At 50.6% G+C, this 13,200-nt stretch carries 12 protein-coding genes; 7 read left to right on the top strand and 5 right to left on the bottom strand.

Going from position 1 to position 13,200, the window contains the following annotated elements:
* Window positions 1-48: 48 nt before the first annotated feature.
* Window positions 49-273 (bottom strand): carbon storage regulator, encoded by a 225-nt coding sequence (locus Pla110_RS08135; protein ID WP_144994988.1) that lies wholly within the window; start codon window positions 271-273, stop codon window positions 49-51.
* Between the two features lie 530 nt (window positions 274-803).
* Between Pla110_RS08135 and Pla110_RS08130 the strand changes: the two genes are divergently transcribed.
* The 5 genes from Pla110_RS08130 (at window position 804) to gatB (ending at window position 5,789) form a co-directional block, all read left to right on the top strand.
* Window positions 804-1,196 (top strand): hypothetical protein, encoded by a 393-nt coding sequence (locus Pla110_RS08130; protein WP_144994986.1) that lies wholly within the window; start codon window positions 804-806, stop codon window positions 1,194-1,196.
* Between the two features lie 572 nt (window positions 1,197-1,768).
* Window positions 1,769-2,032 (top strand): 50S ribosomal protein L28, encoded by a 264-nt coding sequence (gene rpmB / locus Pla110_RS08125; protein ID WP_144994985.1) that lies wholly within the window; start codon window positions 1,769-1,771, stop codon window positions 2,030-2,032.
* A 176-nt stretch (window positions 2,033-2,208) separates the two neighbouring features.
* Window positions 2,209-2,511, top strand: a complete 303-nt coding sequence (gene gatC / locus Pla110_RS08120) for an Asp-tRNA(Asn)/Glu-tRNA(Gln) amidotransferase subunit GatC (protein ID WP_144994983.1) — start codon at window positions 2,209-2,211, stop codon at window positions 2,509-2,511.
* A gap of 155 nt (window positions 2,512-2,666) precedes the next feature.
* Window positions 2,667-4,130 (top strand): Asp-tRNA(Asn)/Glu-tRNA(Gln) amidotransferase subunit GatA, encoded by a 1,464-nt coding sequence (gatA, locus tag Pla110_RS08115; protein ID WP_144994981.1) that lies wholly within the window; start codon window positions 2,667-2,669, stop codon window positions 4,128-4,130.
* A gap of 171 nt (window positions 4,131-4,301) precedes the next feature.
* Complete coding sequence (gene gatB, locus Pla110_RS08110; protein WP_144994979.1) at window positions 4,302-5,789, top strand: Asp-tRNA(Asn)/Glu-tRNA(Gln) amidotransferase subunit GatB; 1,488 nt, start codon at window positions 4,302-4,304, stop codon at window positions 5,787-5,789.
* A gap of 235 nt (window positions 5,790-6,024) precedes the next feature.
* Here the strand turns inward: gatB and Pla110_RS08105 are convergent, their stop codons facing one another.
* The 4 genes from Pla110_RS08105 to Pla110_RS23135 all read right to left on the bottom strand — a co-directional run bounded on the left by Pla110_RS08105 (window position 6,025) and on the right by Pla110_RS23135 (window position 9,754).
* Window positions 6,025-7,014 (bottom strand): hypothetical protein, encoded by a 990-nt coding sequence (locus Pla110_RS08105; protein ID WP_144994977.1) that lies wholly within the window; start codon window positions 7,012-7,014, stop codon window positions 6,025-6,027.
* 167 nt (window positions 7,015-7,181) lie between these two features.
* Entirely contained in the window at window positions 7,182-8,000 is an 819-nt protein-coding gene (locus Pla110_RS08100; protein WP_144994975.1) for a hypothetical protein, read from the bottom strand.
* 18 nt (window positions 8,001-8,018) lie between these two features.
* Entirely contained in the window at window positions 8,019-8,849 is an 831-nt protein-coding gene (locus Pla110_RS08095) for a zinc ribbon domain-containing protein (RefSeq protein WP_144994973.1), read from the bottom strand.
* A gap of 104 nt (window positions 8,850-8,953) precedes the next feature.
* A complete protein-coding gene (locus tag Pla110_RS23135) occupies window positions 8,954-9,754 on the bottom strand; it encodes a DUF4328 domain-containing protein (protein ID WP_197440584.1) in 801 nt (266 codons plus the stop codon).
* A 231-nt stretch (window positions 9,755-9,985) separates the two neighbouring features.
* Here Pla110_RS23135 and proS point away from each other — a divergent pair, with 231 nt between their 5' ends.
* Together proS and Pla110_RS08080 are read left to right on the top strand one after the other, a co-directional pair.
* Window positions 9,986-11,497, top strand: coding sequence for a proline--tRNA ligase (gene proS / locus Pla110_RS08085; RefSeq protein ID WP_144994969.1), 1,512 nt, complete (start codon window positions 9,986-9,988; stop codon window positions 11,495-11,497).
* A gap of 241 nt (window positions 11,498-11,738) precedes the next feature.
* Window positions 11,739-12,710 carry a 3'-5' exoribonuclease YhaM family protein gene (locus Pla110_RS08080; RefSeq protein WP_231742953.1) on the top strand — a complete coding sequence of 324 codons (972 nt, stop codon included), beginning with the start codon at window positions 11,739-11,741 and terminating at the stop codon, window positions 12,708-12,710.
* Window positions 12,711-13,200: the final 490 nt, after the last annotated feature.

Raw genomic sequence — 13,200 nt, 5'->3', positions numbered from 1 at the left:
GGGTTTGCTGATTTGCAGGGGTTAGGTATTCGAGGTCAGGTTTGCGGCTTAGGCGACTGATAGCTGCAGTTGAATCTCTTCTTCATTCTCGAGGGCGTTTTCGAGTTGGCTGGCATCAACAGGCTCTTCACAGAGCTCTGCTCGCAGCACTCGGACGTCAGCAGGAGCTTCGATTCCAATCTTGACGTGCCCTTTGCCTGTTCTAATCACTTTGACAACGATGTTTTCGCCGATATGGATCATTTCTGATTTTTTGCGGGTCAGTACTAACATGATTTCATCTCCCTTGAACTCGTTTATGTTGATGCGTTACTGGCTAAGTATCTTTTTGTGTTTCCAGACCGAGTCATTTCGACTCAACAGAAAAGTGATAATGCCAATGCCGTGCCAATGCCATTTCCCATCCACAAATCCAATAGCATTAAACCACGCTAAACTATTATTTTAAAACAACTTAAAATTTTATTTCTTCCAATACACCGAAATCAGATTGGTACATTTTTCAATAGTACCCGTGTCAATCTTTGTCGATTGTTCAAGTTAGTTAACCGGCTAAGCTTTGAACTTGTTACCATAAGGATTTACAAAAATATCAATTCGTTAACACATTCGATTTGCACAAACTGAGCTAGCTAACCTTTTTTGAAATGGAGTCTATATATGTATCAATACACACCAGGACACACCGATCTCTTTTGACAACACTTTTTGGCACAGGGTGTGCTTAATCTGACATCATCCAAGCGGAAATACTCGCAGGGAAAACAAAAAGAAAAACCCCACCCTTCAAAAGGAGCGTTGAAATGAAAGCTTTCCAAACTTTGACTATGGTTGCCGTCGCAGGATGTGTATTCGCAGGAACCCAGGCCGCTCAGGCGGGACCTCTCGACTTCCTGAATCCCTTCACCTGGGGTAACAATGCGTCTTACAGCACCCCGAGCTTCAGCACGGGAACCGTCTGCGGGCCTAGTGGTTGCTACCCAACCTCAAGCCAGCCTTACGGCTCTACCTATGCAGTCCCCAGCACGAATTACCAAAGCACGGCGTATCCAGGAACGACCGCCCCGGCTTACTACCCACCTGTAAACAACAGTTACAATGCCCCCGCCATTCGCCCCGTCAGTGGCAACTACAGCCAACCGACCCCGAACTACGGGCCCAGCAATTCACAGGTTCCTTCACCATTCTACAACTAGACTACCTTCTGCACCCGGGGCCGCTTTCGAGACAGTAATGACCTATCAACATGGACTTACGTCGAATTGCTGCCCCGCCAGGTTTGCTAGTAGAGACCGACCTCGATTTTCCAACCTGAACTGAGAGGAACCTTGTGCCACTAAACAGATGAAGCCACCGAAGTCTTTTCGGTGGCTTTACTTATGCGCTGCGACTTTTACAATTTAAGCATCATTCCGGCGAATGACGAGAAAGAGAATCTCAAAGTGAACATGCTCTCATTCGATGCCGAAACAGTGTCTTCCGTTGATTTTGCGGGATTCCAAGCCGAAGCAGGGCGTTGGCTTGCGTTCTTCTACCGGATACCTATACTAAGCGATTCCCTGAAAACCCCTGTAAGCATCTGCATTTACACGGTTTCCCCAGTCTCCAATTCAGGGTGGATATCGACTACTGGAAATCCGCACGGCAGACCGGCCAGTTTGAGTATCAGTTCTACCTGCATTTGTGCGGGCAACGACACGGCAGGGTTTCAATTCGCTCTCAGCCATCTATTTAGTAGCCATACAGATAAATAAAAGAGATTTCTTCGATGACTCAGAAATGTGAAGTTTGCGGCAAGTCGGTTCAGGTTGGCAACAGTGTGAAACAACGTGGTAAAGCCAAATACCTCGGCGGTAACGGTCGTAAAACGACTGGTATTACCAAACGACAGTTCAAACCGAATCTGCAGCGTATTCGCGTGCAGGATGGTGGCACCGTTGCCCGTAAACGCGTTTGTACTCAGTGCATTCGCTCGAACAAAGTGCAAAAAGCAGTTGTTCGCAAGCCGTTTACACTTCCGACCGTTAAGTAACGTCGGATAAAGAACACGCCTAAGCGGAAAGATGTCTCGGTTCAAAAGCCTAGACATTCCTTCCGCTTTGTTTGCTGCGCCTCGACATAATTTCCACTTTGGCATTTTGAGAGGGCGACTATCGATTTCCCCCTCTCTAGCTGCCCAGTTGTAGCCCCTTCGATTCTGGAGCAACCATGTCTCTTTCGCAGGACGATGTGAAAAAGGTCGCCAGCCTTTCCCGGTTGGCACTCACTGACGACGAACTCGCTCAAATGCAGCAACATCTGGGACAGATCCTGGATTACTTCGAGATTCTTAAGGACGTCGACACCGAGAATGTCGAGCCGTTGGCCCACGCGATTGAATTACATAACGTCTTCCGCGAAGATGAAGTCCTCGAATCGCTGTCTCGGGAAGAAGCGTTGTCGAATGCTCCCAAAACCGACGGCAAGTATTTTCTCGTGCCCGAAATTCTTCGAAACGACAAAAACAAATAATCCCACTTGGGAATCGCTTGTGATAACGACTCCGGACATTACAGAAGCCGTGTCTCCACAGACGAGACTGACGAAGGTCGTTTAGGCGACTCTTCCTGCATCCTGATCCGAACCCTGAACTGTTACACCAGTCACCATAAAAGGAATTCACTACCATGTCTCTCGTCGGAGCAACCGCTGCTGAGCTCCTCTCTTTCATGAAAAAGGGAGAGACCACCGCCGTCGAGGTAATGCAAGCTCATCTGGAGCAGATCAGCCAGACCGACGATAAAGTCGAAGCTTACGTGCAGATCGATACCGAGACGGCGCTAAAGAAAGCTGCCGACGTCGATGCTCGCCGCCAGGCTGGAGAATCGGTCGGACCGCTGGGTGGCCTGCCCATCGCGATCAAAGATGTGCTTTGCACCAAGGGGGTGGCTACGACTTGCTCAAGCAAGATGCTGGAAAACTTCATACCTCCTTACGATGCAACAGTCATTAAGAAGCTGTCTGAGGCAGATGGAATCATGATCGGGAAGGTCAACATGGACGAATTCGCCATGGGATCCTCCACCGAAAACTCAGCATTCAAAAAAACACGCAATCCCTGGAACTTGGAGTGCACCCCAGGCGGGTCATCTGGGGGTTCCGCTGCTGCGGTCGCCGCCATGACCGCCCCTATGTCACTCGGTTCCGACACAGGTGGCTCCATCCGTCAACCCGCTCACTTCTGCGGTGTCGTCGGAATGAAACCGACCTACGGTCGAGTTTCCCGCTACGGTCTGGTCGCCTTTGCCAGCTCGCTCGATCAAGTCGGTCCCCTCGCCAACGATGTTCATGGAGCGGCACTCCTGCTGGAAGCGATTTCCGGCCACGATCAACTCGATTCCACCTCCGTCCCTAAAGATGTCCCCAGCTACACCAGTAATCTTGAAGAACCTCTCAAGGGACTTAAGATCGGCATCGTCAAAGAACATTACGTAGACGGGCTCGATGGAGAAGTCGAATTAACTGTTCGGGAAGCATATAAAGTCTACGAGTCACTGGGGGCAGAACTGATCGATATCAGCCTGCCGAATTCCAAATATTGCGTCGCTGCCTACTACATCATCGCCCCGGCAGAAGCTTCGAGTAACCTTGCTCGATACGACGGTATCCATTACGGACACCGCACCGAGAACTTCGAGAACATGGTCGAAATGTATTCCCGCAGTCGTGGAGAAGGATTCGGCACCGAAGTCAAACGTCGAATTATGCTGGGAACTTATACACTCTCGGCCGGTTACATTGACGCATACTATTTGAAAGCGCTCAAGGTTCGCCGACTGATCCGGAATGACTTCGACGATGCCTTCAAGAAGGTCGACGTGATCGCTTCGCCCACGTCTCCCAATACAGCATTCAAACTGGGCGGCATGATCAACGATCCGATGTCCATGTACCTGGAAGACATCTACACGATCAGCGCCAACCTGGCTGGGCTCCCGGGAATTTCCGTTCCGGCGGGCATTAGCAAAGAGGGGTTACCCATTGGCTTGCAGTTGGTAGGGGCTCCTTTCGAAGAAGGAAAACTGCTTCGGGCCGCCCGCATGTTTGAAAAAGAGACCGGTTGGACTGCGAAACGACCGGAAATTAACTAGAACACGCTTACGTGTAACCGTAGCGTGTTCTGGCGGCGAAAAACCACGTTTTATAATGCTTTTACGGGTTCAAAGACCGCCACACTTATCTTGGACAAGATTTAGCCGCGACTTCGCTGGCTCTCTTCGCTTCTCAATTATCTGGTTTGAATTTGATTCGGGTAAATCAGGATGGATTACAAAGTTGTCATCGGCTTAGAAGTACACGTGCAATTGCTGACGAATACCAAGTTATTCAGCGGCTGCATTAACAAATTCAATCCGGACAATCCCAACGTCCAGACAGATCCCGTGACCATCGGGCTGCCAGGGACATTGCCGGTCATGAACCGCAAGGCTTTCCGACTGGCTCTCGAAACTGCGATCGCGCTCAACTGCACGATCGCCCGGTTTACGAAGTGGGACCGCAAACAGTACTACTATCCCGACCTGCCCAAAGGGTATCAGATCAGCCAGTACGATATGCCATTCAGCGAGCATGGCTGGCTAGAAATCCCGACGACGGATGACACGGTTGAACCACGACAAATCCGCATTCTGCGTGCTCATCTTGAAGAAGATGCCGGTAAGAACATGCACGACGAAACGGGCGGAGGAGGGGACTCTCACGTCGACTTGAATCGCGCGGGAACGCCGCTGATTGAAATCGTTTCGCAACCCGACATTACTTCCGCCGCTGAAGCAAGAGCTTATCTTGAAGAACTGAAACTGCTCCTGTCCTACATCGGAGTTTCCGACTGCAACATGCAGGAAGGTTCTCTTCGCTGCGATGCGAACATCAACCTGCACGTCCTCAAAGATGGCGAAACAATCCCTACTCCAATCGTGGAAGTTAAAAACGTCAACAGCTTCCGCAACGTGGAACTCGCGTGCGAATACGAAATCATCCGTCAGCAGAAAGAGTTTGAAGAGACAGGCAAACGTCTTGGCGAAGTCGAAAAAGAGACCCGTGGATGGGACGCCGTTCGCGGTACGACCTTCGCCCAACGGGGCAAGGAAGATGCTTCCGACTACCGGTACTTCCCCGATCCCGACCTCGTCCCTGTTGTTGTTTCGGACGAGATACTGAACGACGCTCAAGCGAGCCTCTGCGAATTGCCTGCGGCCCGCCGACAGCGATTTCTGAAAGAGTACAGCCTCACCCCTTACGACGCGAATGTCATCATCGAAAAGCTGGGCGCCTTCGCCGACTACTTCGAAACCGTCGCTAAAGGTTGTGACGATGGCAAACAGGCTGCCAATTGGGTGACTCAGGATGTGACTCGCGAGATGAACGACCGGGGTCTATCGATCGAAGAGTTTCCCATCAAAGCGGACGTTCTCGCTGCCTTGCTAGCTAAAGTGATCAAAGGGGATTTGACGATCAAGTCGGCACGAGAGGTCTTCATGGAACTGCTTGAAGTCCCCGCCACCGAATGCACCTCTGCCAAAATCGACCAGATCATCGACGAAAAAGGGCTGGGAGCTGTTCAGGATACAGGCCAGATCACCGAGGTCATCAACGCCGTCGTCTCCCGCAATGAAAAAGCAGCCAGCGACATTCGTGAAGGCAAACTTCAAGCCGCTGGCCCCATGATCGGTCAGGTCATGAAAGAGCTGAAAGGCGCCGACCCCAAGACTGTTCGCCAGATGATCATCGATCACATTCAAGGAAACTAGATCCTGTCCAGGATGAGTGTGGCGGCTATCTGTCCCGAAAAGCCTTTAAAAACAGCAGGATACGCCGCCAGAATACGCTACGGTTATCTGGAATGCGCTCTAGAGGCCATTTCAAAACCCGGTTGTGGCTGTCTGAAACTCTACAAAAACTGGGGCAATGTGACCCAGCAGAGGGTTTTGAAACTACTTGTAATCCAGACCGAGGATGACGAACTCTTCAAGTATCTCCTGTTTATTAAGGCGTTTTCTCGGTTGCCGTTTCTTTTTCCTGTGGCACTTTATCCTGCTGCACGGTCCAGGCATTCAGCCAGACGGTCTTCACTGGCTTCATGTTGTATTTGTCGATCAGCTTCTGATGCATGTCTTCCATGTGACCGGCACCGTAGAAAATGCCAATCTTTTCGGACCCCTTGTCGATCTCTCTCTGCATCACCTCCAGGGCGACATCGTTTCGATCCGTAATCAGCGAGAATCCCTGTTCGCCGCTGAACGAACTCAGGAAGGTGTCGTTAGCGATGAATTCTTTCGCGAAGACTGCCTTGAGTTTTCGTGCCCGAACATCAGGAGCATCAAAGGCCGTCATCATCAAGGCCATTTCGGCTGCCTTTGATTGTGGTTGAGCCTGCATGGCGGCATTCGCCTGAACAATTCGCAGGAACAGGTTGATCGGCGTCTCCCCCTTGTCCTTCATCGTCTTAAACAGTTGATCGGGCGACATATCGGCATGGACGAAGTTCTTCTGCATGTAGTCGATATTCTCCAACTGAAACTCAAGCTGTAACACATCCTTCATCATGAGTTGCATTGAGGAAACGATATTTCCTCCTTCGCGAGCATCGGGTTTGAAACCATTACGGAGCGCTTCGGGCGGGGCCACCAATTCATAGAGCAGGGCATCGTAGAATTTGAACTGGCGTTCCAGACTCTCGTAGTACTCTTTGTCTCCGATATGAATCACACCGATGAGATCCACTCGAACCGGAGATTTTCCGGGGCGGTCCAACTCGTAGCGGGTAATTGCCGTCTGAAGCGCCAGGACTTCATCCTGATCGTTCGTCTCAACTCGCATGAACTTGTATTCATCGGCAGCCGATTCGACCTCTTTTTTCTCGGGCTCGTCCGCTTTACCAGGCAGGATCGAAAACGCCACAACCAGCAGCCCCACAAATAGCTGAAGGAAACGCGACTTCAAATGGTCCGTGGGGAAGGGGAGGGAATAACGCATTACGCTCTGTTCTCCAGCAGCCAGACGCCAGTCCAATAATTCGGACAGTCAATTCTGGTCAGGGGGAGTAAATGAATATAGTAAAGGACCTCTCCATTCTACGGGGGAACTCCGCAGCAGGGCAATTGCGGTTTTGAATTTGCCCCCGGAAAGAGGCCCGAAACAGGTCAGGTATTTCGCTGACCGCACATCGGACAGGGCGAATTGTCCGTCGTTAAAGGTTCACCGCATGACTTGCATTTCTCCTCTGATTGCATGGAGGATTCTCTATATTTTTCGTGTTGAAGCCTGCTGATTTCCAGGATCATACTACTCCAACAGTAGGCCATACTGAAAAGTAACACCGCAACCACACCTGTGAGACTGAAGATGTAATGGGGAGAAAAATCGAGGCCTGTTTCGAATCGGTCAAAGCCACCCACGGCCAGATAAATTAATCCGAGAAAACACAAACTAAAAAGACTGCACCGCCATCCGACATAGCTATAGAAGAAATTCTTCTGGGACGATGGGGACGAATCCGGTATGCAATTTATGTACAAAACCCAAAAGACAAACGGCGTGAACACAACGCTTACCGGAATACATATAAAACTAAATAGAAGCAAAGCAGGTGTTTTGTAATTGCAATCAGGAGCCAGGATCAACCAATTCCGGAATAGTTTCAAAGCCCATTCGATTAAGCACCATAACAAGAAGGCAGTGGTTGCCTTGTACAAAAACAAAGTCGTTATCATCCCGGCAAAGTAAATATCCACATGGTCCTGAACTTTCTCAAGAGAAAGCTCCTCTCCAAAAAGATAAATAAGCATTTGGCGTCCTTGAATCATCCAAATAACAAATAGATAGAACATGCCGAGCCCCACAGCAAAAAGTGAGATGGCTACCACCAGAATTCGAGCTTTTGAAATCGTCGGCTCAAATTGATCTTTCGGACTGGGAATGATTTTCCAGCGTGCTAATAGATATTGAGAAAGACGATTCATGAGTTAGAGGGTACCCCTTTATATTCCATAAACATCGACTTCGGTCGAGAAGCTGAATTCCGCTCCACAGACTTCGCAGTGGATCGCCGTTTCGCGGTACGGTTCGCCGCATTCCGGGCAACGGGATGCAGCCGTTCGCAAATACTCTTCGTGCTTCTCTCCCGTCAGATCATTCACTCGGAAAATCATACTGTTCCAGCAATAGGCCATGACGATCAGAAAGAAGGAGACCGTCCCCATCAGAATGCTCAGCTGACTGGGCAAGCTCTCGGGGTCGCGATCCATCAGCCAGAGAAACAGAGCAATCGCCGTCAACAGACACAACATGGAGAGCGCCAAGATTCGACAGCGAGTTTTAAAGTAACCGAGGATTCGTAATCTCGTATCAGGTTCCGCTGAATCCAAAATGAGATGCTTACCGAGATCCCGAAAGTAGAACCACGCCACGAAATTGTTCAACAGGGGAGTCCCGGCCATCTGATACCCCCACAACGACAGAAAACGGGCATCCTTGGCGGAAATGATCAAGATATTCCGTGTTGTCCGGCTCATCCACATGCAAAACGACAGGAACATACCGGCATGGCTGGCCAGGAGAAAGAGACTGAACGCGACCAGCCCGACAAAGAAAACGATCTCGTTCTGCTCAAAAAGCTGAATTAACTCACTGGAAGGTTCTTCGATCATCCCGACGGACAATAACAGGAAAAACTGCGCAAAGGCCACGATCCCCACCATAGCGACCACGAACACGCAGGACGCCAGCAACGTCGCGATGGCCAGTCGATTCGCCGGTCGATACCGATCCCCCGGTCGCAGTTTAATTCGCCAAAAGTCAAATGTGGGCATGATTATGAGGATATCAGATATTTGATTGTCGGGAACCTGCTTAATCGATCAGGTACTCATGATTCGGCCCGTATGGAATTCATGCTAACGCAATAGTTGCCAAATTAAGATCTGGTTAAAGAACCCCGATCCGAAGACCTGCCACAGACTGGGCAGTGAGGGAGTTCCATCGCTACTGATCCACCACACTGGAGACATTCCGGTTTACCGGATCGAGATAAAGCTTCGTAACGCTCCTGCTGCATGCGAGAGATGTGATTTACCAATGTTAAAGTCGACATAGAGCAAACGAGAAGAGTGACAATAGAATAGCCGATTATTCCTATGATCGCGGGGATTGTTCTTTGATCAAATTCAGAACGAGCCAAAAGAGAATTGATGACCAGGCTGGATACCATAAAGAAATTCACTACGAGACATCGCCAGAAAACGGCTCCCGGAATTCGCCACCATGTACTCTCCCGCAGATCGGGATCGACAGAACTGCATCGATAAAGCTTCGTCATGTAAAAGAAACTGGTCACGATATTCAAGTAGGGGACTGTCACGCAGAAGGTAGCCACGTAGGGGAACCAGCGACTCGAATTCGAATTGATTGATCGCAGGTTCGAGGAAGCTCGATGGACCCACAGGATCCCCAGGCCGTAAACAGCAAAAACAAAGAGGATCACGAATAAGTTCAAGTTAAAAATGACGAGCGATAAAAACCAAAGACCTTCGTCCTGCTGGATTCTATCCCTCCCCAGATGAAGCAAAGAGGCGGTCAGTATAAGTAAAAGAGCCAGAGCGACCTGAAATAGAATCAGCGAGTAAAACAACGGCACCGTGTATCGGCTCAGTGGAAGAAATCTCTTTAGAAGCTGGAGATCACTTGAAAACTCTGAAGTAGTTAAGATTTCAGACATCTTTAGTCCTGGACTGAAGGCACTATCATTCTGGTTCAAAATTCGCATTCAGCCTATCTCAGGACTGCTGTTTTAGCAACGTGGACATCTCTCATCTCTGCGAAAAACCAGCCCCCCGAGAGAGGCATTGAACCTTTTAGGGTGAATAGCTGTCTGCTAAAATGCCCCGCGACATGATCGAGCAGGGGGGTGACTTCCTGCTTTCCGAAAACTCTCAGTTGAAGACCAACCATGGCCAAGCAACCCAAAACCGCAATCAGCCCGACTCGCGAAGAAAATTACCCGGAGTGGTATCAGCAGGTGATTCGAGCCGCCGACCTGGCGGATCTTTCACCCGTGCGCGGATGTATGGTCATCAAACCGTGGGGATGGGGAATCTGGGAGAACATGCAACAGGCCCTCGACCGCATGTTTAAAGATACCGGCCATGAAAACGCCTATTTCCCCCTCTTTATTCCGATGAGCTTCCTGGAGAAAGAAGCCGAGCACGTCGACGGCTTCGCCAAAGAGTGCGCCGTGGTGACCCATCATCGGCTTGAACCGGGACCGGATGGGGGCCTCGTCCCCGCTGGGGAACTGGAGGAGCCGCTGATCGTCCGTCCGACTTCGGAAACGATCATTGGGGCGATGTACGCGAAATGGGTGCAGTCCCACCGTGACCTGCCGATCCTAATCAACCAATGGGCGAACGTCGTCCGCTGGGAATTACGAACCCGGATGTTCCTTCGCACGACCGAGTTCCTCTGGCAGGAAGGGCACACCGCACACGCCACCGAAGAAGAGGCGGTGGAAGAAACCAATAAAATGCTGGAAGTCTATGCCGACTTCGCCGAGAACTGGATGGCGATGCCCGTCATCAAGGGAGAGAAAACGGCCGGCGAACGGTTCCCTGGCGCCGTCAGCACGCTCACCATCGAAGCGATGATGCAGGACCGTAAAGCACTGCAATCGGGCACGTCTCACTTTCTTGGCCAGAACTTCTCCAAAGCCCAAGGAATTCAGTTCCAGGACCAGAATGGCGAAACCTGTTTCGCCTGGACGACCTCCTGGGGTGTCTCGACTCGCTTGATCGGTGCCTTGATCATGACTCACAGCGACGACGACGGTTTGATCGTTCCTCCGCGTCTGGCTCCCGCGCAGATCATTCTGCTCCCGATCCACAAACTGGAGAGCGAGGCCGACGTCATGGAGTACTGCGAAAACCTCAAGAAGGAACTCGAAGCTCAGCAATTCGGCGGATTACCTATTCGAGTCAAAATTGACAACCGCGACATCCGTGGCGGTGAGAAAAACTGGCAACACATTAAACGAGGCGTGCCGCTTCGTGTGGAAGTTGGTCCCAAAGACATCGAGAAGGGGGGCGTCTTCGTCGGACGTCGCGACACGGGTAAAAAACAGGGTTACGACCGAAAAGAGTTTGTTTCCATCGCCGCCGACATTCTCCAGGAAATTCAACAGGAGCTGTACGACCGGGCTCTGAAACTACGCGAGGACAATACCCGCGCCTTCAATGACTTCGAAGAATTCGCCGCCTACTTCACTCCGAAAAACGAAGACGAACCCGAAATCCACGGTGGCTTCGCCATCTGTCATTTCGTCGACTGCCCTGAGATGGAAGAAAAACTTAAACCGCTTAAAGTCACCGCTCGCTGTATTCCGCTCGACCGCCCCGCCAATCCCGGCATCTGCATCTTCACTGGCCAGGCGACGGACAAAATCGGAATCTTCGCGAAGGCGTATTAAACAAGTAGAAATATCTATCCCCCCGCTCTATTAAGAGAGCATGAAATCAGTCATTTGGGATTTGTAGATAGGATGGAAAGCGATCATGAATCGTTTTACTTCCCCAGTGAACTTGTGATGCACGCCGTTGACCCGATATGATCGGAGGGGAGTTGGTGTCGAGCGTTTCAGGTGTGAATAACCGCAGGCCCGGCTTTCTCTGCATGATTTGACCAGGAACGATTTAGAAAGACGCGTCTCGATGACCATGACCCGCCGGTATGTTCAAGACTTACAAGACGGAGAAACCATAGAAGAAGTTTTTCTTCTGGTGGACAAACAACTGAGAGCGAACCGCAACGCCGATCTTTATCTGTTAGCGACGATGCGCGATAAAACGGGTATCATCAATGGATTAATGTGGAATGTGAGCGAAGAGTCGATGGCGCAGATCTCTGCCGGAGATCATGTGCAGATCAAGGGAAAAGTGCAGCTTTACCAAGGCTCCCTGCAGGTCATTGTCACGCGTATCACTAAAGTAGCGAGCGATAACTTGGACCCGGAAGACTTCCAACCGACCAGTTCGCAGAATGTTTCCGAGCTTTTGGAACAGCTGAAAAGCCGTCTGCTGGGTATCGATGATCCACAACTCCGTAGCCTGATGGAATGTTTTCTGATCGACGAAGACCTGATGGATAGCTTTTCCCGTGCCCCCGCTGGTGTGAAAGCACATCACGCGTATCAGGGTGGTTTACTGGAGCATGTCGTCCGGCTGATGGAAATGGCGTGGCGTATTGGCGACCTCTATCCAGAAGTCGACACAAACCTGCTGCTCGCCGGAGTCTTCCTGCATGACTTGGGTAAAGTCCGCGAGATGGCCTTCGAGGGGGCCTTCACCTACACCGATGAAGGTCAGCTGATTGGTCATCTGGTCATCGGCGTGGAGATGATCAATGAGAAAGTTGCCGAAGTCGAAAAACTGACAAACGAACCTTTTCCCGTCGAAACGGCTCTACGTCTGAAACACCTCGTGCTCAGCCATCATGGACAATACGATTACGGTAGTCCCAAATTGCCGATGACCCCCGAAGCGATTGCTCTCCATCACCTCGACAACTTCGATGCGAAAGTTCATGAATTCGCCCGCTCTATCGAAGACGATCCGAACACGGACAGCCACTGGACGCCATTCTCACCGCGTCTCGACCGGAAATTGTTCAAAGGGGCGAACTGACGCCATTCACGAGAGAGGCATTCATCATCAATCGATTTTCAGCAAGCGAAGCTGGGTTGATTATCTCCATGGTTGTTCATCTCAGGCTCCAAAGAGACAAGTTGCTGTCCTGACGATTTCAAAATGCGGAAGGCCTACGGGAGAAATCCGTACATTCAGCTCATTAGCTGGCAATAGCGAGACTGCTTGCATTCCCAAGGGCTTGCACGCAAGAGCCCACACCTGAGTCGATTCCTCAAATGGGGATTTACGCACCACTCTGCAAGACAACGCGGACTCTCTCCGCATGAATACACTCTTTGCATTAATAAAGAGCCCCCAGTGAGGGGCCACAGTCACTGGCCTGAGGCCAGTGCTCATCAAATATATAATTTCCAAGCCCACAGGGGCAGAAAAGCGGCTACACTTTATCGAAAGGGAAACCTCGCCATCTGTTGTTTGTTGTGATGTTGGGAATGAAAGAAAAAAATAGAAGTAAGTAGGAAAGAAA

The organism is Polystyrenella longa (assembly GCF_007750395.1).
Classification (GTDB): Bacteria; Planctomycetota; Planctomycetia; order Planctomycetales; family Planctomycetaceae; genus Polystyrenella; species Polystyrenella longa.
The sequence above is the reverse complement of the archived record's forward strand: the minus strand, read 5'-3'. Positions and strand labels throughout refer to the sequence as shown.